The sequence below is a fragment of the Enterobacter sp. NFIX58 genome, from assembly GCF_900110475.1.
Classification (GTDB): Bacteria; Pseudomonadota; Gammaproteobacteria; order Enterobacterales; family Enterobacteriaceae; genus Enterobacter; species Enterobacter quasiroggenkampii.
This window is the reverse complement of record NZ_FODW01000006.1, coordinates 69,301-90,496: the sequence shown is the minus strand read 5'-3', so window position 1 is coordinate 90,496 and position 21,196 is coordinate 69,301. Positions and strand designations below refer to the sequence as shown.

Sequence of the window (21,196 nt, the reverse complement as noted above, 5' to 3'; positions counted from 1 at the left end):
TAGAGCGTTGGCTATGCTTTAAGGAAGAGTCATTTCTTACCTGAGGTTCGAGCGGAGCAGAATGGATGCACATTTTTGTGCTGTCCCGTTCAGGTCACATTAAAAGTCGTCCCGGAGCGCTTAAAAAGGACGACATAAAAAACAGGATGAATACCATGTCCGATCGTGTGGATAGAGACGTGATTAATGCGCTTATTGCGGGTCATTTCGCTGACCCCTTTTCTGTGCTTGGGATGCACCGTACTGAGGCCGGTCTGGAAGTTCGGGCACTGTTACCGGATGCCACAGAAGTCTGGGTGATTGAACCCAAAACCGGCCGCAAGGTCGGTAACCTGGAATGCCTCGATTCCCGTGGCTTCTTCTCGGGCGTGATGCCCCGTCGTAAAAATCCTTTTCGCTATCAGCTCGCCGTTCTCTGGCACGGTCAGCAAAACCTGATTGACGATCCCTACAGCTTTGGCCCTCTGCTTAAAGAGATGGATGCCTGGCTCCTCTCCGAAGGGACGCATCTTCGCCCTTATGAAACGCTGGGTGCCCATGCCGATACCATGGACGGCATTACCGGCACGCGGTTCTCCGTGTGGGCGCCCAATGCCCAGCGTGTCTCCGTTGTCGGACAGTTCAACTACTGGGATGGCCGCCGCCACCCGATGCGCCTGCGTCGGGAAACCGGCATCTGGGAGCTGTTTATCCCCGGGGCGCACCACGGGCAGCTTTATAAATTCGAGATGATTGACGCTCACGGCAAGCTGCGCATTAAAGCCGACCCGTATGCCTTCGAAGCGCAGATGCGTCCGGATACCGCGTCGCTGATTTGCGGCCTGCCGGAGAAGGTCGTTCAGACGGAGGAGCGTAAGCAGGCTAACCGCTTTGATGCGCCGATCTCCGTTTATGAAGTCCATCTCGGCTCATGGCGTCGCCACACTGATAACAACTTCTGGCTCAGCTACCGGGAGCTTGCCGACCAGCTGGTCCCGTACGCCAAATGGATGGGCTTTACCCACCTGGAGCTGCTGCCGGTCAACGAGCACCCGTTCGACGGCAGCTGGGGCTATCAGCCCACCGGGCTGTATGCGCCGACCCGCCGATTCGGCACCCGCGACGACTTCCGCTATTTCATTGATGCCGCGCACGCCGCCGGGCTGAACGTCATCCTCGACTGGGTGCCGGGTCATTTCCCGGCGGATGATTTCGCGCTGGCAGAGTTTGACGGTACGAAGCTGTACGAGCACAGCGATCCGCGCGAAGGCTATCACCAGGACTGGAACACGCTGATCTACAACTACGGTCGCCGAGAGGTCTCAAACTACCTGGTCGGGAATGCCCTGTACTGGATCGAGCGGTTTGGCATCGATGCCCTGCGCGTGGATGCGGTGGCGTCGATGATCTACCGCGACTACAGCCGCAAAGAGGGGGAGTGGATCCCGAACGAGTTTGGCGGCCGCGAAAACCTGGAAGCGATTGAATTCCTGCGTAATACCAACCGCATTATCGGCGAGCAGGTGGACGGTGCCGTGACCATGGCGGAAGAGTCCACCGACTTTGCGGGTGTCTCCCGTCCGCCGTCATTGGGCGGCCTGGGGTTCTGGTATAAGTGGAACCTGGGCTGGATGCACGACACGCTCGATTACATGAAGCTGGATCCGGTTCACCGTAAGTATCATCACGATAAGCTGACGTTCGGGATGCTCTACAATTACACCGAAAACTTCATGCTGCCGCTGTCGCACGATGAGGTGGTACACGGTAAAAAATCAATTCTCGACCGCATGCCGGGCGACGCGTGGCAGAAGTTTGCCAACCTGCGCGCCTATTACGGCTGGATGTTTGCCTTCCCGGGCAAGAAACTGCTGTTTATGGGCAATGAGTTCGCCCAGGGGCGCGAGTGGAACCACGACGCCAGCCTCGACTGGCATCTGCTGGAAGGCGGCGACAACTGGCACCACGGGGTGCAGCGTCTGGTACGCGATCTGAACCTGACCTATCGTCACCACAAAGCGCTGCACGAGCTCGACTTCGATCCGTACGGCTTTGAATGGCTGGTAGTGGACGACCATGAGCGCTCGGTGTTTGTCTTTGTGCGTCGAGACAAGGCGGGTAACGAGATCATCGTCGCCAGCAACTTCACCCCGGTGCCGCGCGAACACTACCGCTTCGGCATTAACCAGCCGGGCAAATGGCGTGAAATTCTGAATACCGACTCAATGCACTACCACGGCAGCAACGCCGGTAACGGTGGGCTGGTACAGAGCGACGCCATTGAAAGCCACGGGCGACCCAACTCCCTGAGCCTGACGCTGCCGCCGCTTGGCACCATCTGGCTGATGCGGGAGGGCGAATGACGCAGCTTACGGCAGGTAAACCCGAACCGCTCGGGGCGCGTTTTGACGGAAAAGGGGTGAACTTCACCCTCTTTTCCGCTCACGCTGAGCGGGTAGAACTGTGCGTGTTTGACGGGGAAGGTAACGAGCACCGTTACGATTTACCCGCGCGCACGGGGGATACCTGGCACGGCTACCTGTCCGGCGGGCGGCCCGGCATGCACTACGGCTTTCGCGTTCACGGTCCGTGGGATCCCGCGCAGGGGCACTGGTTTAATCCGGCGAAGCTGTTGATTGACCCGTGCGCGCACCGCGTGGACGGCGAATTTAAAGATGACCCGCTCTTCCACGTGGGCTACGGCGAGCCCGACCACCGCGACAGCGCGCCCGTCGCGCCAAAAAGCGTGGTGGTGAACGATCTTTATGACTGGGAAGACGATGCCCCGCCGCAGACGCCGTGGGGCAAGACCGTCATTTATGAAGCCCACGTCAAAGGGCTGACGTACCTGCATCCGTCGATCCCCAAAGAGATGCGCGGCACCTACAAGGCGCTCGGGCATCCCACTATGATCGCCTACCTGAAACACCTCGGCATCACCGCTCTGGAACTGCTCCCCGTTGCCCATTTTGCCAGCGAGCCGCGCCTGCAGCGGCTGGGGCTGAGCAACTACTGGGGCTACAACCCGCTGGCGATGTTCGCGCTCGAACCGCGCTATGCCGTCCATCCGGAAAAGGCGCGGGACGAGTTCCGAGATGCGGTGAAGGCGCTCCACGCGGCGGGCATTGAGGTCATCCTGGACGTGGTACTGAACCACAGCGCCGAAAGCGATCTCGATGGCCCGACGCTCTCCATGCGCGGAATTGATAACCGTAGCTATTATTGGATCAGGCAGGATGGCGATTACGAGAACTGGACCGGCTGCGGCAACACGCTCAATCTCAGCCATCCGGCGGTCACGCATTTTGCGTATGAATGCCTGAAATACTGGGTAGAGACGTACCACGTCGACGGTTTTCGTTTCGACCTGGCGCCGGTGATGGGGCGCACGCCAGCGTTCAGCCAGCAGGCGCCGCTGTTTGAGGCGATAAAAAACTGCCCGGTGCTCTCGCAGGTGAAGCTCATTGCCGAGCCGTGGGACATCGGTGAAGGCGGTTATCAGGTCGGGAATTTCCCGCCGCTGTTTGCCGAGTGGAACGACCACTACCGCGACGCCGTGCGCCGCTTCTGGCTGGAGCGGAACCTGTCGCTGGGGGAATTTGCCGGGCGCTTTGCCGCGTCGAGCGATCTCTTTAAGCGCGACGGCAAACGCCCGTCGGCCACCGTCAATCTGTTGACGGCGCACGACGGTTTTACGCTCAGGGACTGCGTTTGTTTCAATCAGAAACACAATGAGGCGAACGGCGAAGAGAATCGCGATGGCACTAACAATAACCATAGCTTCAATCATGGTATAGAAGGGTTAGGCGGAAGTCTGGATGTGATAGAGCGGCGACGCGCCAGCGTTCATGCGCTGCTGACAACGCTTTTACTGTCGCAGGGCACGCCGATGCTGCTGGCAGGTGACGAGCATGGTCATAGCCAGCACGGTAACAACAACGCCTATTGCCAGGACAACACCTTAACCTGGCTCGACTGGGGGGAAGCCAACAGCGGGCTGATTCATTTTACCGCTGCGCTGATCCATCTTCGCCAGCAGATCCCCGCGCTGACCGCCAACAGCTGGTGGGAAGAGGGTGACGGCAACGTTCGCTGGCTGAATAAAGACGCGCAACCGTTAAGCGCGCAAGAGTGGCAACACGGCGTACCACGCCTGCAAATCCTGCTGTCGGATAAATGGCTGGTCACGCTGAACGCGACGGATGACGTCGCAGAGATTGTTTTACCTGAAGGGGAATGGCGCGCCGTTCCTCCCTTTGCCGGAGCGGATAATCCGGTAGTAATGGCTGTCTGGCACGGGCCTGCGCACGGAGTGTGCGTATTCCAAAGATGATAAAAAAGGAGTTAGTCATGGTTAGATTAGAGAAGAACGATCCCTTAATGTTGGCACGCCAGCTACCATTAAAAACGGTTGCCCTGATACTTGCGGGCGGGCGTGGTACCCGTCTGAAAGATTTGACCATCAAGCGCGCCAAACCGGCTGTTCACTTTGGTGGTAAGTTCCGTATCATCGACTTTGCGCTCTCCAACTGCCTGAACTCGGGCATTCGCCGCATCGGCGTTATTACGCAGTATCAGTCGCACACGCTGGTTCAGCATATCCAGCGCGGCTGGTCATTCTTCAGCGAAGAGATGAACGAGTTTGTCGATCTCCTTCCTGCGCAGCAACGCGTCCACGGCGAAAACTGGTATCGCGGGACAGCGGATGCGGTGACCCAGAACCTCGACATCATTCGTCGCTACAACGCGGAATACATCGTGATCCTCGCCGGGGACCACATCTACAAACAAGATTACTCCCACATGCTGATCGACCACGTCGAAAAAGGGGCGCGCTGCACCGTGGCGTGTCTGCCTGTGCCCGTTGCTGAAGCGACGGCGTTTGGCGTCATGCACGTGGATGCCGACGACAAAATTATCGACTTCGTTGAAAAACCGGCGAACCCGCCAACCATGCCGGGCGATGACACCAAATCACTCGCCAGCATGGGGATCTATGTCTTTGACGCAGATTATCTTTATGAGCTGCTGGAAGAAGACGACAAAGACGAAAACTCCAGCCACGACTTCGGTAAAGACATCATTCCGAAAATCACGAAAGCTGGCATGGCGTATGCACATCCTTTCCCGCTGTCCTGCGTGCAGTCCGATCCGAATGCGGAACCCTACTGGCGCGATGTGGGCACGCTGGAAGCGTACTGGAAAGCGAACCTCGATCTGGCATCGGTCACGCCTGAACTGGATATGTACGACCAGAACTGGCCGATTCGTACCCATATGGAGTCGCTGCCGCCGGCCAAGTTCGTCCAGGACCGCTCCGGCAGCCACGGGATGACGCTGAACTCGCTGGTGTCCGGCGGGTGCATTATCTCCGGTTCGGTGGTGGTGCAGTCGGTGCTGTTCCCGCGCGTGCGGATAAATTCATTCTGTAATATCGATTCGGCAGTCTTGTTGCCGGATGTCTGGGTAGGGCGCTCGTGTCGTCTGCGTCGTTGCGTGATCGACCGTGCCTGCGTCATCCCTGAAGGGATGGTTATTGGGGAGAATGCGGAAGAAGACGCGCGTCGTTTCTACCGTTCGGAAGAGGGGATCGTGTTAGTCACACGGGAAATGTTGCGGAAGCTGCAGATCAAACAGGAGCGATGATGCAGGTTTTACACGTATGTTCTGAGATGTTCCCGTTATTAAAAACGGGCGGACTGGCAGATGTGCTTGGCGCATTACCGGCGGCGCAAATCGCCGGAGGCGTGGATACCCGAGTCCTGCTGCCCGCCTTTCCGGATATCCGGCGCGGTATACCCGATGCGAAAGTGGTGACCCGCCGTGAAACGTTTGCCGGACGCATTACCCTGCTGTTTGGACATTACAATGGCGTAGGGATTTATCTGATCGACGCGCCGCATTTATACGATCGCCCGGGCAGCCCGTATCACGATACGAACCTGTTCGCCTACACCGACAACGTGCTGCGCTTTGCGCTGCTCGGCTGGGTCGGTGCCGAAATGGCGACGGGGCTGGATCCGTTCTGGCGGCCGGATGTGGTGCATGCACACGACTGGCACGCCGGGCTTGCCCCGGCGTATCTCGCCGCGCGCGGCCACCCGGCGAAATCGGTCTTTACCGTGCATAACCTGGCGTATCAGGGGATGTACTACGCCCATCACATGAATGACATCGATCTGCCATGGTCGTTCTTTAACATGCACGGTCTGGAGTTTAACGGGCAGATCTCGTTCCTGAAGGCGGGGCTGTACTACGCCGATCACATCACGGCGGTGAGCCCAACCTACGCGCGTGAGATCACCCAGCCGGCGTTTGGCTACGGCATGGAAGGGTTGCTGCAGCAGCGCCATCGCGAAGGCCGCCTGTCGGGTATCCTGAACGGCGTGGATGAACAAATCTGGAGCCCGGAAACCGATCTCCTTCTGGCGGCGCGCTACGGTCGTGATTCCGTGGAAGACAAAGCGGAGAACAAACGCCAGCTGCAGATTGCGATGGGCCTGAAGGTGAACGACAAAGTGCCGCTGTTCGCCGTCGTGAGCCGCCTGACCAGCCAGAAAGGGTTGGATCTGGTGCTGGAGGCGCTGCCCGGTTTACTGGAGCAGGGGGGACAGCTGGCGCTGCTCGGCGCGGGCGACCCGGTGCTGCAGGAAGGTTTCCTTGCCGCCGCCGCGGAACACCCGGGGCAGGTGGGCGTGCAGATTGGCTACCACGAAGCGTTCTCGCACCGCATTATGGGTGGCGCGGACGTCATTCTGGTGCCAAGCCGTTTCGAACCCTGCGGCCTGACGCAGCTGTACGGCCTGAAATACGGCACCCTGCCGCTGGTACGCCGCACGGGCGGACTGGCGGATACCGTATCCGACAGCTCTCTGGAAAACCTGGCGGACGGTATCGCCAGCGGATTTGTCTTTGAGGACAGTAATGCCTGGTCGCTGCTTCGGGCGATTCGGCGTGCTTTCGTCTTGTGGTCCCGTCCATCACTGTGGCGTTACGTACAACGTCAGGCGATGTCCATGGACTTTAGCTGGCATGTCGCGGCGCAGTCATACCGCGATCTCTATCAACGCTTGATGTAACGAGGCGAAGTTACTGATATGAACGCTCCATTTAGCTACTCTTCACCCACGCTCAGCGTTGAGGCGTTAAAGCACTCCATCGCCTACAAGCTGATGTTCACCATCGGGAAAGATCCGGTTATTGCCAACAAGCACGAGTGGCTGAACGCCACCCTGTTTGCCGTGCGTGACCGCTTAGTTGAACGCTGGCTGCGCTCAAACCGCGCCCAGCTCTCGCAGGAGACGCGTCAGGTTTACTACCTGTCGATGGAATTTTTGATTGGCCGCACGCTGTCCAATGCGCTGTTGTCGCTCGGTATTTATGACGACGTCAAAACCGCACTGGAAGAGATGGGGTTAGATTTAGAAGAACTGATCGACGAAGAGAACGACCCGGGCCTCGGTAACGGCGGTCTGGGACGTCTCGCCGCCTGCTTCCTCGACTCCCTGGCGACGCTGGCGCTGCCGGGCCGCGGCTACGGTATTCGCTACGATTACGGCATGTTCAAGCAGAACATCGTCGACGGGCGTCAGAAAGAGTCCCCGGACTACTGGCTGGAGTACGGCAACCCGTGGGAGTTTAAGCGCCACAACACGCGCTACAAGGTGCGCTTTGGCGGACGTATTCAGCAGGAAGGGAAAAAATCCCGCTGGGTAGAAACGGAAGAGATCCTGGCCGTGGCCTACGACCAGATTATCCCCGGCTACGACACTGACGCCACCAACACGCTGCGCCTGTGGAGCGCCCAGGCCAGTAGCGAAATTAACCTCGGTAAATTTAACCAGGGTGACTACTTTGCGGCGGTGGAAGATAAAAACCACTCCGAGAACGTGTCCCGCGTGCTGTACCCGGATGACTCGACCTACTCGGGCCGCGAGCTGCGCCTGCGTCAGGAGTACTTCCTCGTTTCGGCGACCATTCAGGACATCCTTAGCCGCCACCATCAGCTGCACAAAACCTACGCCAACCTGGCGGAGAAAACCGCGATCCACCTTAATGACACCCACCCGGTGCTCTCTATTCCGGAACTGATGCGCCTGCTGATCGACGAGCATAAGTTCAGCTGGGATGACGCCTTTGAGGTGACCTGCCAGGTGTTCTCATACACCAACCACACGCTGATGAGCGAAGCGCTGGAGACGTGGCCGGTGGACATGCTCGGCAAAATCCTGCCGCGCCATCTGCAGATTATCTTTGAGATTAACGACTACTTCCTCAAGACGCTGCAGGAGCAGTATCCGAACGATACCGGCCTGCTGAGCCGCGCGTCCATTATTGATGAGTCGAACGGTCGCCGCGTGCGCATGGCCTGGCTGGCGGTTGTCATCAGCCACAAGGTCAACGGCGTGTCCGAGCTCCACTCGAACCTGATGGTGCAGTCGCTGTTTGCGGACTTCGCGAAGATCTTCCCGACGCGGTTCTGCAACGTGACCAACGGCGTCACCCCGCGCCGCTGGCTGGCGCTGGCCAACCAGCCGCTCTCTGAGGTACTTGACGAGAATATTGGCCGCACCTGGCGTACCGATTTGAGCCAGTTGAGCGAGCTGGAACAGCATATTGATTTCCCGACGGTGAACAAAGCCGTGCGCGAAGCCAAGCTGCTGAACAAAAAACGTCTGGCGGTCTGGCTGGCGATGCACCTCAACGTGGTGGCAAACCCGAAAGCGCTGTTCGACGTTCAGATCAAACGCATCCATGAATACAAGCGTCAGCTGATGAACGTGCTGCACGTGATCACCCATTACAACCGCATCAAGGCCGATCCGACGGCCGAATGGGTGCCGCGCGTGAAGATCTTCGCCGGTAAGGCGGCGTCGGCCTATTACATGGCGAAGCACATTATTCATCTCATCAACGACGTGGCGAAGGTGGTTAACCAGGATCCGGATATTGGCGACAAGCTGAAGGTGGTGTTCATTCCGAACTACAGCGTCAGCCTGGCGCAGCTGATCATCCCGGCGGCGGATCTCTCTGAACAGATTTCCACGGCGGGGACGGAGGCATCCGGCACCAGTAACATGAAGTTTGCCCTCAACGGCGCGCTGACCATCGGCACGCTGGACGGGGCGAACGTCGAGATGCAGGAGCACGTGGGCGAAGAGAATATCTTTATCTTCGGTAATACGACGGAAGAGGTAGAGGCGCTGCGCAGGAAAGGCTACTCGCCCCGTCAATATTACGAAGAGGATGAAGAGTTGCGTCAGGTGCTGACGCAGATCGCGACCGGCGTGTTTAGCCCTGATGAACCGAGCCGCTACCGCGATCTGGTGGATTCGCTGATTAACTTTGGCGATCACTACCAGGTGCTGGCGGATTACCGCAGCTACGTGGACTGTCAGGACAAGGTGGACGAGCTGTATCGCCAGCCGGAGAAATGGACCAGCGCCGCGATGTACAACATCGCCAATATGGGCTATTTCTCGTCAGACAGGACCATCAAGGAGTATGCCGAGACGATCTGGCATATTGATCCGGTGAGGTTGTAAAAACAAAGCCGGGTGGCGGCTTCGCCTTACCCGGCCTGGTTGATCCCGTAGGCCCGGTAAGCGTAGCGCCACCGGGCATTTTTTCACATCAGGACGCCAGCGACAGCTCACGCTTTCCCGCATGTTGCAGTAACCACTGCGCCACGCGAGACTGCTGTTCGGCGTTGAGCCACATCCCTTCTTTGGTACGGCGCCAGATAGCATCGTCCAGACGACGCACCCACTCGTGCTCAACCAGATAACGCAGCTCGGCTTCGTACAGCTCGTGGCCGAAATGTTCGCCCAGATCCGTAATGTCCTTCGCATCGCCCAGGAACAGCTCGGTATTGCTGCCGTAGGTGCGGGCATAGTGGCGCGCCATCCCTTCGGTGATGAACGGGAAGCGACGGCGCAGCTTCGCGGCGTAATCATCGCGGTTATCGCCGATATCACCGCCGGGCAGTACCGCGCCCTTGGTCCATGCCGGGCCAATGCCTTTGTAGTACGGCGCCAGTTTTTCCAGCGCGTGCTCGGCCAGCTTGCGGTAGGTGGTGAGCTTGCCGCCAAACACGGACAGCAGCGGCGCCTGACCGTCAACGTCGTGAATATCGAGCGTATAGTCGCGGGTGATGGCCTGCGGTGAATCAGATTCGTCATCGCACAGCGGACGCACGCCGGAGTAAGTCCAGACCACGTCGTCGCGCGACAGCTGTTTCTTAAAGTGCGCGTTATACACTTTAAGCAGGTAGTTCACTTCGCTCTCGTCGATCTCAACGTTCTTCGGATCGCCTTTGTACTCCACGTCGGTGGTGCCGATGATCGAGAATTCGTCCATCCACGGGATCACAAACACGATGCGCTTGTCTTCGTTCTGCAGAATGTACGCCTGCTTCTGGGTATGCACGCGCGGCACCACAATGTGGCTGCCTTTGATCAGGCGGATGCCGTACGGGGAAGGCAGATGCATGCCCTCGTCAAAGAACTGTTTCACCCACGGGCCGGTGGCGTTCACCAGGCCGCGCGCTTTCCAGCTGAATTTCTCGCCGGTATCGATATCTTCCGCCTCGACAATCCACAGTCCGTTTTCACGGCGGGCAGAAGTCGCGCGAGTGCGGGTTTTCACCTCGCCGCCTTTCTTCTCAACCATCTGCGCGTTCGCCAGCACCAGGCGGGCATCGTCCACCCAGCAGTCGGAATATTCGAATCCGCGCACGATTTCAGGCTTAAGGACCGATTCTGAGCCAAAACGCAAACCTTTCGAACCCGGGAGGCTGGTGCGTTTACCCAGATGATCGTACATAAACAGGCCAATTCGGATCATCCACGCCGGACGCAGATGCGGGCGATGGGGCAGGCGGAAGCGCATCGGAATCGCCAGATGCGGGGCCATTTTCAGCAGCACTTCACGTTCGGCCAGCGCTTCACTGACCAGGCGGAATTCGTAGTGTTCCAGGTAGCGCAGGCCACCGTGAATCAGTTTGGAGCTGGCGGACGACGTCGCGCAGGCGAGATCGTTAGCTTCCAGCATCAGTACGGATAAACCGCGTCCTGCGGCATCGACCGCAATACCGGCACCGTTGATGCCACCGCCTATCACAATCAGATCTTTGGTTTCCATAACACCCTCATGCACTTTCGTTAAAGCTCAGAAATGTTCGATATCGCTCATAATAGCAAAGGAACGCGCTTTTGGTAACATCAAAAAAACAATTTAGAGTGATATGGATAACATAATGGCGTTTACCCGCCGCCAGGACGTACACTACGGGGTAAAATCTTGTCGTTGACCACTGTAAAGAGAACACCATGGATCAGTTTGAATGTATTAACGTAGAAGAAGCCCACCAGAAGATGCACCAGGGAAAAGCGGTGCTGGTGGACATCCGCGATCCGCAGAGTTTTGCGATGGGTCATACGCCGGGCGCGTTCCATCTCACCAACGACACGCTGGGCGCGTTTATGCGCGATAACGACTTCGACACGCCAGTGATGGTCATGTGCTATCACGGCAACAGCAGCAAAGGCGCGGCGCAGTACCTGCTTCAGCAGGGTTACGACGCGGTTTACAGCGTCGACGGCGGTTTCGATGCCTGGCATCGTCATTTCCCGGCGGAAGTGGAATACGCTTTTGAGCGCTGATCCCGCTATACTGTCCCCTTTTGTGTGGAAATAAGCGACCGCTGCCCATGTTGATGATCACCTCTTTTACCAACCCGCGCGTCGCCCAGGCGTTTGTCGACTATATGGCGACGCAGGGCGTTATTCTGACTATTCAGCAACATACGCAGACCGACGTCTGGCTGGCCGATGAGAGCCAGGCCGGGCGGGTAAACGAGGAGCTGGCGCGTTTTCTTGAGAACCCTGGCGACCCGCGCTATCTCGCGGCCAGCTGGCAATCCGGCCAGACCGGCAGCGGATTGCACTACAGCCGCTTTCCCTTCCTCGCCACCATTCGCGAGCGCGCGGGCCCGTTTACGCTGCTGCTGATGGCGGCCTGCATCATTGTCTTCATTATCATGAACGTGGTCGGCGACCAGAGCGTAATGATTGCCCTGGCGTGGCCCTATGACCCGTCTCTTGAGTTTGACGTCTGGCGCTACTTTAGCCACGCGCTGATGCACTTCTCGGTGATGCATATCCTCTTTAACCTACTCTGGTGGTGGTATCTCGGCGGTGCCGTTGAAAAGCGTCTGGGCAGCGGCAAGCTGATCGTTATCACCCTCATCAGCGCCCTGTTAAGCGGCTACGTGCAGCACAAGTTCAGCGGGCCGTGGTTCGGCGGGCTGTCGGGTGTCGTGTATGCCCTGATGGGCTACGTCTGGCTTCGCGGGGAGCGCGACCCGGAAAGTGGCATCTATCTGCAACGCGGATTAATAACCTTTGCGTTAATATGGCTAATTGCCGGATGGTTTGATCTGTTTGGTATGTCTATCGCCAACGGTGCGCACGTCGCCGGGCTGGCCGTGGGGCTGGCGATGGCCTTTGCCGACACGCTCCATGCGCGAAAACGAACATAATTCTCAGGGATAATTGATGAAACAAACACAACGTCATGACGCCATTATCGAACTGGTAAAAAAACAGGGATACGTCAGCACCGAAGAGCTGGTGGAGCAGTTTGCCGTCAGCCCACAAACCATCCGTCGTGACCTGAATGACCTGGCCGATCAGAACCGTATTCTTCGCCACCACGGTGGCGCGGCGCTGCCGTCCAGCTCGGTTAACACCTCCTGGCACGACCGTAAAGCCACGCAGACGGCGGAGAAAGAGCGTATTGCCCGCAAGGTCGCCAGCCAGATCCCAAACGGGGCGACGCTGTTTATTGATATCGGCACCACGCCGGAAGCGGTCGCCCATGCGCTGCTGGATCATGAGAACCTGCGCGTGGTCACCAACAACCTGAACGTGGCTAACACCCTGATGCAGAAAGACGACTTCCGCATCATCCTCGCGGGCGGGGAGCTGCGCAGCCGCGACGGCGGAATTATCGGCGAAGCCACCCTCGATTTTATCTCCCAGTTCCGCCTCGACTTCGGCATTCTGGGGATCAGCGGCATCGACAGCGACGGCTCGCTGCTGGAGTTTGATTACCACGAGGTACGCACCAAGCGCGCGATCATTGAAAACTCGCGCCACGTGATGCTGGTGGTGGATCATTCGAAGTTTGGCCGTAACGCGATGGTGAACATGGGCAGCATCAGCATGGTGGATGCGGTCTATACCGACGTGATGCCGCCAGCGGGCGTGATGCAGGTGATTAAAGATAATAATTTGCAGCTGGAATTGTGCTAACGGTTGTGTCGGGTGGCGCTGTGCTTACCCGACCTACAACACCCGTAGGCCCGTGCAAGCGTAGCGCCGCCGGGCAATGAATTACACTCCGTACCCCATCATCTTCAACAGCTGCTGTGCATGCTGTACCGCATCCTGACGATGCGCCACGCCCAGCTTCTGGTACAGGTTGCGGATATGCGTTTTGATGGTGGTCGCCGCCACCGCCAGCTCACCGGCAATCTGCTCATTGCTGTAACCTGAATAGATCAGCCCCAGAACCTGCCATTCGCGCTGGGTGAGCGGGCTGGTGCGGATAAGCTCCGGCACTTCCGGGTGGTTCAGCAGACGTTCAACGAAGTTCTCATCAAAATGCGCGAACTTGTGCCGATGATGCTGGTTAATCTCGCGCAGAATGCGCTGGGCGCGATGTTGATCCAGCTCCGGCAGCGTGTTGAGCTGAATAAGCTGACGCAGCTGCTGGGCCATCACTTCACCTTCAATCACAAAGTGGCTGATAAACCCGGTGCGGTTTGCCAGCTGCAGCGCCTCCAGCAGCACGCGCTGGGCATCGTTTTTACGACCCGCCTGCCAGTAGAGCTGGTTCTGCAGCAGCAGGTTGCGGTTCAGATCGCTCATCAGGCGCAGGCTGCGCGCGTTCTCGTTCAGCTCTTCCAGTACAATCTCAGCGGGCTCTAATTCACCGAGCAGGATCTGCGCGCGGGCAATGTTGCGCCACTGGCTCTGCAGGAAGTGGTTGTTGGCAAATTCCGGTTTTGGCGTCTGACGCAGCCAGTTGGCGGCGGATTTTTTATCGCCGGTCATCTGCCAGTAAATCACCCGGACCTTATCGGCGTTTGACACCCAGTCGCTATGATACTGACCGTTGCCGAGCAGGTTTTCCAGGCGGTTAAGATGGTTGCGGGCGTTATCGAGATCGCCGCGCGCCAGCGAGCACTGCACCAGCAGCGCCAGACACTGCAGCTGCTGCTGAGGCTGGAAACTGGAAAGAACATCCACACCCTGGCGGGCGCAGCTTTCTGCTTCATCCAGACGCGACCATGCCCACAGCAGCTGAGCGCGAATACGCAACAGGAACTCGTGCATCGGCAGCTGTTCCAGGTGTTGTTCACGAATCAGCTGGAACGCTTTTTCCTGGTTTTCCCAGGCAGCCTGCAGGAACCCCTGCGCGAATAAAATCTCGCTCTGCTGGATCAGGCTCCACAGCGCGTAGTGCCAGACATCATGACGACGCGCCATCTGTTCGGTTTGCTGCATCAGTGAAAGCGAACGCGTGAGGTCGCCCTTGCAGTGCAGCACTTCGCCGTGCACGGAGGTCGCCACGATGCGGCTGTAGAAGTTGGCCAGCGGCAGTTCATCCAGCGCGACCATCGCCAGCCGTTCCGCTTCGTCCGGGTCGCCATCGTTAATGGCCACCTGAGCGCGCAGCGCGTTGAACTCGCCGTGCAGGGTGGTATCCATCTCGCTTTCCATCTCCTGCTCGGCACGCGCCAGCAGGGTGTTCACTTCGCTGTAGCGATGCTGGCTCTGCATCAGCCAGGCCTGCAGCAGCACCAGACGCGGATTCTCCAGCAGGCTTTCCCACGGCAGGGCTTTGAGGGACTCTTCCAGCAGCGTCAGCTCGCTGTGGTTAAACAGGCCCCACGCATGATTGAGGAGGATATCGCGCAGCATGCTGGCATCCCCGGCAGCGAGCGCGTGGTGGATGGCCTCGCTCGGGAAGCCCTGTGCCATCCAGCTTTCGGCAGCGGCGCGGTGGATCTCCGGCAGTTCAACCGCCAGTTCCCACTGACAGCGCTGGCGCAGGAAGCTACCAAACAGCGGATGATAGCTAAACCACTCGCCGGGATCGTCCATGCGCGTCAGGAAAAGGCCCTGACGTTCAATTTCTTCGAGCTGCAGCTGACCGTTTTCACAGCCCGTCACCCGCACGATGAGGGCATCGTTCATGGAGCGCAGCAGCGAGCTTTTCAGCAGGAAATTACGCGTCGAGGGATCGACACTGTTCAGCACCTCGTCCACCAGGTAATCAGAGAGGTGGCTGGCGTTGATGCCGGCCAGACGCCGCGCTGACTGATGCGCTGGACTGTTGTTTTGCCGGGCAGAGAGGGCGATGAGCTGCAGCGCCGTGGCCCAGCCCGCGACGTCATCACACAGGCGGCTGCTTTCAGCGGCCTCAATGGGTGAGGTCAGGCGGCAGTCAAAGAACTGTTTTGCTTCCTGGTGGGTAAAGGCCAACTGCTGGCTACCCACTTCCAGAAGCTGATCGCGTACGCGCAGGTTGGCAATACCCAACTGCGGCAGGTTGCGTGACAGCACCACTAACGTCAGGTTTTCCGGCTGATGGCGCAGGAAGAAACGCATTGATTCATGAATCACCGGGTTAGTGATGAGATGGTAATCATCAATCACCACGTAAAGCGGGCGATGCCATTCAGCCAGTTCGATAAACAGCTGAGAGAAAAGGGAGGACAGGCTGGCGTACTGGCGCTTTTGCACCATCACCTCACTGGCAACGCAGTGTCCATGGGTGGCTTGCTGTATCGCGGCAATCAGATAGCTGGCAAAGCGCTCCTGCTGGTTATCGCCCTCATCAAGAGAGTACCAGCCAAGATCGCTCTTACCTGCGGCCCATTGCGAAATGAGCGTTGTTTTTCCATAACCTGCAGGGCTCGTAACCAGCGCCAGTCGGAAATTATGCGCGCCGGAAAGTTTAGCCAACAGACGCTCGCGGACCACTGTGTGGTCAAGACGAACCGGGCGACTTAATTTAGACGGAATCAACATAGGTTTCACTTCACTGTGGGGAACGAGAGATTTTATTTTTTTTGCGCTTCGTAATTAATGGTTATAAGGTCGGCCAATAAGTTAACTATTGCAAGTTATGTCTGGATTTGGTGGCTGTGAATTTGCACTCTGTCACAAAACATTCAGGCAGAGGAGGGAACTTTCTGAAAAGGTCTTTGATGCCCCGTCAATGCTGGCTTGTATGGCTGTGCTACGGCTGCGCTGAAACTGGTTTCAGAAAGGGATAGTGACGTCGAATTTAATATACTTCTGGTAAAGTTAAGGGAGATTAATAATCTCCTTAGCGATTTCCCGATTGCCGAAATATTATTCTACGTAAGTAATTATTTCGGCGGGGTTTAATTTCACCCGAAACCGCATTTCATTTCTTTGACATTCTCCTCGGTTACTTTTTTATCTTCCGGACACACTCGAACTATGCTCTGAGAGTGGCCTTGATCACATTTTTCTGCTCATCCCCGCTACTCCTCCCTGTCTAATCCCCCTCGGGAGGAGGAAGAGGGGAAATGAGCCAGGCACACTAGCGCCAACTTGTGTTTTCTTTCTAAAGGATGCCGATCCCCTATGTCACAGCCTACCTTCAACAAAGCTCAATTCCAGGCTGCCCTGACGCGTCAGTGGCAGCGTTTTGGCCTTCATGCTGCAAACGAGATGACGCCTCACCAGTGGTGGCAGGCAGTGAGCGGTGCGCTCGCAGAGCAGCTGGATGCTCAACCCCTGGCAAAACCGGTAAAAGGCCAGCGCCATGTAAACTACATTTCAATGGAATTCCTGATTGGCCGTCTGACGGGCAACAACCTGTTGAACCTCGGTTGGTATCAGGAGGTCGGTGACGTCCTTAAAGAACACGACATTAACCTGACCGACCTGCTGGAAGAAGAGATTGACCCGGCGCTGGGCAACGGCGGCCTGGGACGCCTGGCGGCCTGCTTCCTTGACTCCATGGCGACCGTCGGCCAGTCGGCGATTGGCTACGGCCTGAACTACCAGTACGGCCTGTTCCGTCAGTCGTTTGCTGACGGCCACCAGATGGAAGCGCCGGACGACTGGCATCGCAATACCTATCCGTGGTTCCGCCATAACGCGCAGCTTGACGTGCAGGTTGGCATTGGCGGGAAAGTGACGAAACAAGGTCTCTGGGAACCAGCGTTCACCATCACCGGCGAAGCCTGGGATCTGCCGGTGCTTGGCTACCGTAACGGCGTGGCGCAGCCGCTGCGTCTGTGGCAGGCGAAGCACGCCCACCCGTTTAATCTGACTAAATTCAACGACGGCGATTTCTTGCGGGCCGAGCAGCAGGGCATCGACGCCGAGAAGCTGACCAAAGTTCTCTACCCGAACGACAACCACCTGGCCGGTAAAAAGCTGCGCCTGATGCAGCAGTACTTCCAGTGCGCCTGCTCCGTGGCGGACATTCTGCGTCGCCATCACCTGGCGGGCCGCAAGCTGGCGCAGCTGCCGGACTTCGAAGTGATTCAGCTTAACGACACGCACCCGACCATTGCCATCCCGGAACTGCTGCGCGTGCTGATTGACGAGCATCAGCTGAGCTGGGACGACGCCTGGGCCATTACCAGCCGTACCTTTGCCTACACCAACCACACGCTGATGCCAGAAGCGCTGGAGTGCTGGGATGAGAAGCTGGTGAAAACGCTGCTGCCGCGCCACATGCAGATCATCAACAAAATTAACGACCAGTTTAAAAAGCTCGTGGATAAAACCTGGCCGGGCAACAAGGCGGTCTGGGCGAAGCTGGCGGTGGTTCACGATAAGCAGGTGCGCATGGCGAATATGTGCGTGGTGAGCGGCTTTGCGGTGAACGGCGTGGCGGCGCTGCACTCGGATCTGGTGGTCAAAGACCTCTTCCCGGAATACCACCAGCTGTGGCCAACCAAATTCCACAACGTGACCAACGGCATCACGCCGCGTCGCTGGATCAAGCAGTGCAACCCGCTGCTGGCGGGCCTGCTGGACAAGACCCTGAAGAAAGAGTGGGCCAACGATCTGGACCAGCTCATCAACCTGGAAAAATACGCTGACGACGCGAAATTCCGCGAGCAGTACCGGGCGATCAAGCTGGAGAACAAGGTTCGCCTGGCGGAGTTCGTGAAAGTGCGTACCGGGATTGAGATCAACCCGAATGCGATTTTCGATATTCAGATCAAACGTCTGCACGAGTACAAACGCCAGCACCTGAACCTGCTGCACATTCTGGCGCTGTACAAAGAGATCCGCGAGAACCCGCAGGCCGATCGCGTCCCGCGCGTGTTCCTGTTCGGTGCGAAAGCGGCCCCGGGCTACTATCTGGCGAAAAACATCATCCTCGCCATCAATAAAGTGGCGGCGGCGATCAACAGCGATCCGAAAGTGGGCGACAAGCTGAAGGTGGTGTTCCTGCCGGATTACTGCGTCTCGGCGGCTGAAATGCTGATCCCGGCGGCAGATATCTCCGAGCAGATCTCAACCGCAGGGAAAGAAGCCTCCGGTACCGGCAACATGAAGCTGGCGCTGAACGGCGCGCTGACCGTCGGCACGCTCGACGGGGCCAACGTCGAAATCGCCGAGAAGGTGGGCGAAGAGAATATCTTTATCTTCGGCCACACCGTGGAAGAGGTGAAAGCCATCAAGGCCAAAGGCTACGACCCGGTGAAATGGCGTAAGAAAGACAAAGTGCTCGATGCGGTGCTGAAAGAGCTGGAGAGCGGCAAATACAGCGACGGCGACAAGCACGCGTTTGACCAGATGCTGCACAGCATGGACAAACACGGCGGTGACCCGTATCTGGTGATGGCGGACTTCACGGCCTATGTCGACGCGCAAAAACAGGTCGATGTGCTGTATCGCGACCAGGAAGCGTGGACCCGCGCGTGCATCCTGAACACCGCGCGCTGCGGTATGTTCAGCTCTGACCGCTCAATCCGTGATTATCAGGCCCGTATCTGGCAGGCAAAACGCTAAGGAAGCGCGATGGAGAGTAAACGTCTGGACAGTGCCGCGCAGGCGGCGGGAATTAGCCTCAGTTACATTAATGCTCACGGCAAACCACAGTCTATTGGCGCCGACACCAAAAGACGTTTGCTGGACGCTATGCACAAAACCGACGCGAAAGCGTCGGCTGCGCCGGTGCCGAACGTGAAGGTATTCACTGCAGGCAAAAAGATGCCGCTCGCGGTGGAGGGACGTGGCGAGTTTAGCTGGCTGCTCACGACCGAAGAGGGGCATCAGCACAAAGGCCACGCCACCGGCGGCAAAACGCTCAACCTTCCGGCGAAGCTGCCGGAGGGCTATCACACTCTGACGCTCACCCAGGACGATCGGCGTTTCCACTGCCGGGTGATCGTCGCGCCAAAACGCTGCTACGAGCCGCAGGCGCTGCTTGAAGGCAAAAAGCTGTGGGGCGCCTGCGTGCAGCTCTACACGCTGCGCTCCGACAGCAACTGGGGTATCGGTGATTTTGGCGATCTGAAGAACATGCTGGTATCCGTGGGCGAGCGCGGCGGCGCGTTTATCGGCCTCAACCCGATCCACGCCCTCTACCCGGCCAACCCGGAGAGCGCCAGCCCGTACAGCCCGTCGTCCCGTCGCTGGCTGAACGTGATTTATATCGACGTTAACGCCTTAGATGATTTCAAAAACAGCCAGGAGGCGCAGGCCTGGTGGAAACTCAGCACCACGCAGCAGGCGCTGAAGCAGGCGCGCGAAGCCGACTGGGTGGATTACTCCACCGTCACGGCGTTGAAAATGGCCGCGCTGCGCCTGGCGTGGAAAGGCTTTTCGCAGCGCGATGACGAGCAGATGGCGGCGTTCCGCCAGTTCGTGACGCAGGAGGGCGAGAGCCTGTACTGGCAGGCGGCGTTCGATGCGCTGCATGCGTATCAGGTAAAAGAGGACGAAATGCGCTGGGGCTGGCCGGTCTGGCCTGAAGCGTATCAAACCGTCGACACGCCGGAAGTGAAAGCGTTCTGTAAAAAATATGCCGATGAAGTGGACTTCTACCTGTGGCTGCAGTGGCTGGCGTACAGCCAGTTTGCCGCCTGCTGGCAGGTGAGCCAGGGCTATAAAATGCCGATTGGCCTTTACCGTGACCTGGCCGTGGGCGTGGCGGAAGGCGGCGCGGAAACCTGGTGCGACCGTGAGCTGTACTGCCTGAAGGCCTCCGTGGGGGCACCACCGGATATCCTGGGCCCGCTGGGCCAGAACTGGGGATTACCGCCGATGGATCCGCACGTCATGGCGGCGCGCGCCTACGAGCCGTTCATCGACCTGCTGCGCGCGAACATGCAGAACTGCGGCGCGTTGCGTATCGACCACGTGATGTCCGTGCTGCGCCTGTGGTGGATCCCGTACGGTGAAACGGCGGATCACGGGGCGTACGTGCAGTATCCGGTTGACGATCTGCTGTCGATCCTGGCTCTGGAAAGCAAGCGTCATCAGTGCATGGTGATCGGTGAAGATCTCGGTACCGTGCCGGTGGAAATTGTCAGCAAACTCCGCGACAGCGGCGTCTACTCCTATAAAGTGCTCTATTTTGAAAACGACCATGAGAAAACCTTCCGCGCGCCGCAAGCGTACCCTGAACAGTCAATGGCAGTCGCGACGACGCATGACCTTCCTACGCTTCGTGGCTATTGGGAAAGCGGCGATCTGACCCTTGGCAAAACGCTGGGCCTGTATCCTGATGAAGAGGTGTTACGCGGCCTGTATCAGGATCGCGAACTCTCCAAACAGGGGCTGCTGGATGCGCTGCACAAGCAGGGCTGTCTGCCAAAACGTGCCGGGCATAAGGCGTCGCTGATGTCCATGACCTCCACGCTCAACCGTGGTTTGCAGCGTTACATTGCCGACAGCAATAGCGCCCTGCTGGGGCTGCAGCCGGAAGACTGGATTGATATGGCGGAGCCGGTGAACATCCCGGGCACCAGCTATCAGTACAAGAACTGGCGTCGCAAGCTGTCCACCACGCTTGAGGCGATGTTTGCCGATGACGGGGTGAACAGGCTGATTAAGGATTTGGATAAGCGGCGAAAAGCTGCCGGGAAGAAGTAATAAAAAACCCGCCAGTGGCGGGTTTTTTATTATCCGGTAGTGCTCAT

At 58.0% G+C, this 21,196-nt stretch carries 12 protein-coding genes; 10 read left to right on the top strand and 2 right to left on the bottom strand.

What is annotated here, in order from left to right; genetic code table 11:
• Positions 1-155: 155 nt before the first annotated feature.
• The 5 genes from glgB to glgP are packed head-to-tail and all read left to right on the top strand — an operon-like array spanning position 156 to position 9,524.
• Positions 156-2,342: a 1,4-alpha-glucan branching enzyme gene (gene glgB / locus BMW97_RS20380; RefSeq protein WP_045416955.1), complete on the top strand. Its 2,187-nt coding sequence runs from the start codon at positions 156-158 to the stop codon at positions 2,340-2,342.
• Positions 2,339-4,312, top strand: a complete 1,974-nt coding sequence (gene glgX, locus BMW97_RS20375; RefSeq protein WP_045909018.1) for a glycogen debranching protein GlgX — start codon at positions 2,339-2,341, stop codon at positions 4,310-4,312. Before glgB ends, glgX begins: the two co-directional genes overlap by 4 nt.
• 17 nt (positions 4,313-4,329) lie before the next feature.
• A complete protein-coding gene (gene glgC / locus BMW97_RS20370; protein ID WP_008503066.1) occupies positions 4,330-5,625 on the top strand; it encodes a glucose-1-phosphate adenylyltransferase in 1,296 nt (431 codons plus the stop codon).
• Positions 5,625-7,058, top strand: a complete 1,434-nt coding sequence (gene glgA, locus BMW97_RS20365; protein ID WP_008503065.1) for a glycogen synthase GlgA — start codon at positions 5,625-5,627, stop codon at positions 7,056-7,058. The genes glgC and glgA overlap by 1 nt, the downstream gene beginning before the upstream one ends.
• A gap of 18 nt (positions 7,059-7,076) precedes the next feature.
• Positions 7,077-9,524, top strand: a complete 2,448-nt coding sequence (glgP, locus tag BMW97_RS20360; protein WP_045909017.1) for a glycogen phosphorylase — start codon at positions 7,077-7,079, stop codon at positions 9,522-9,524.
• Between the two features lie 88 nt (positions 9,525-9,612).
• Here the strand turns inward: glgP and glpD are convergent, their stop codons facing one another.
• Positions 9,613-11,121 carry a glycerol-3-phosphate dehydrogenase gene (glpD, locus tag BMW97_RS20355; protein WP_045909016.1) on the bottom strand — a complete coding sequence of 503 codons (1,509 nt, stop codon included), beginning with the start codon at positions 11,119-11,121 and terminating at the stop codon, positions 9,613-9,615.
• A 188-nt stretch (positions 11,122-11,309) separates the two neighbouring features.
• Here glpD and glpE point away from each other — a divergent pair, with 188 nt between their 5' ends.
• From glpE to BMW97_RS20335, 3 genes are read left to right on the top strand one after another with little or no spacing between them, the layout of a single operon-like run.
• Positions 11,310-11,642 carry a thiosulfate sulfurtransferase GlpE gene (gene glpE / locus BMW97_RS20345; RefSeq protein ID WP_008503062.1) on the top strand — a complete coding sequence of 111 codons (333 nt, stop codon included), beginning with the start codon at positions 11,310-11,312 and terminating at the stop codon, positions 11,640-11,642.
• A gap of 47 nt (positions 11,643-11,689) precedes the next feature.
• Positions 11,690-12,520: a rhomboid family intramembrane serine protease GlpG gene (gene glpG / locus BMW97_RS20340; protein ID WP_032648308.1), complete on the top strand. Its 831-nt coding sequence runs from the start codon at positions 11,690-11,692 to the stop codon at positions 12,518-12,520.
• 16 nt (positions 12,521-12,536) lie between these two features.
• Positions 12,537-13,295 carry a DeoR/GlpR family transcriptional regulator gene (locus BMW97_RS20335; RefSeq protein ID WP_008503060.1) on the top strand — a complete coding sequence of 253 codons (759 nt, stop codon included), beginning with the start codon at positions 12,537-12,539 and terminating at the stop codon, positions 13,293-13,295.
• Positions 13,296-13,376: 81 nt separating this feature from the next.
• On the opposite strand, the gene malT is transcribed toward BMW97_RS20335, so the two are convergent.
• Complete coding sequence (malT, locus tag BMW97_RS20330) at positions 13,377-16,082, bottom strand: HTH-type transcriptional regulator MalT (protein WP_045909015.1); 2,706 nt, start codon at positions 16,080-16,082, stop codon at positions 13,377-13,379.
• 585 nt (positions 16,083-16,667) lie between these two features.
• Here malT and malP point away from each other — a divergent pair.
• Positions 16,668-19,061 (top strand): maltodextrin phosphorylase, encoded by a 2,394-nt coding sequence (gene malP / locus BMW97_RS20325; protein WP_045909014.1) that lies wholly within the window; start codon positions 16,668-16,670, stop codon positions 19,059-19,061.
• A gap of 9 nt (positions 19,062-19,070) precedes the next feature.
• The gene (gene malQ / locus BMW97_RS20320) at positions 19,071-21,149 is read left to right on the top strand and encodes a 4-alpha-glucanotransferase (protein WP_045909013.1); all 2,079 of its coding nucleotides are present in this window, start codon (positions 19,071-19,073) and stop codon (positions 21,147-21,149) included.
• Positions 21,150-21,196 lie beyond the last annotated feature (47 nt).

What these genes read in the sequence shown, in the direction of transcription:
- glgC (WP_008503066.1), top strand. Translation starts at nt 4,330, where the DNA reads ATGGTTAGATTAGAGAAGAACGATCCCTTAATGTTGGCACGCCAGCTA.
- malQ (WP_045909013.1), top strand. Translation starts at nt 19,071, where the DNA reads ATGGAGAGTAAACGTCTGGACAGTGCCGCGCAGGCGGCGGGAATTAGC.
- BMW97_RS20335 (WP_008503060.1), top strand. Translation starts at nt 12,537, where the DNA reads ATGAAACAAACACAACGTCATGACGCCATTATCGAACTGGTAAAAAAA.
- glgB (WP_045416955.1), top strand. Translation starts at nt 156, where the DNA reads ATGTCCGATCGTGTGGATAGAGACGTGATTAATGCGCTTATTGCGGGT.
- glpE (WP_008503062.1), top strand. Translation starts at nt 11,310, where the DNA reads ATGGATCAGTTTGAATGTATTAACGTAGAAGAAGCCCACCAGAAGATG.
- glpG (WP_032648308.1), top strand. Translation starts at nt 11,690, where the DNA reads ATGTTGATGATCACCTCTTTTACCAACCCGCGCGTCGCCCAGGCGTTT.
- malP (WP_045909014.1), top strand. Translation starts at nt 16,668, where the DNA reads ATGTCACAGCCTACCTTCAACAAAGCTCAATTCCAGGCTGCCCTGACG.
- glgA (WP_008503065.1), top strand. Translation starts at nt 5,625, where the DNA reads ATGCAGGTTTTACACGTATGTTCTGAGATGTTCCCGTTATTAAAAACG.
- glpD (WP_045909016.1), bottom strand. Translation starts at nt 11,121, where the DNA reads ATGGAAACCAAAGATCTGATTGTGATAGGCGGTGGCATCAACGGTGCC.
- glgX (WP_045909018.1), top strand. Translation starts at nt 2,339, where the DNA reads ATGACGCAGCTTACGGCAGGTAAACCCGAACCGCTCGGGGCGCGTTTT.
- glgP (WP_045909017.1), top strand. Translation starts at nt 7,077, where the DNA reads ATGAACGCTCCATTTAGCTACTCTTCACCCACGCTCAGCGTTGAGGCG.
- malT (WP_045909015.1), bottom strand. Translation starts at nt 16,082, where the DNA reads ATGTTGATTCCGTCTAAATTAAGTCGCCCGGTTCGTCTTGACCACACA.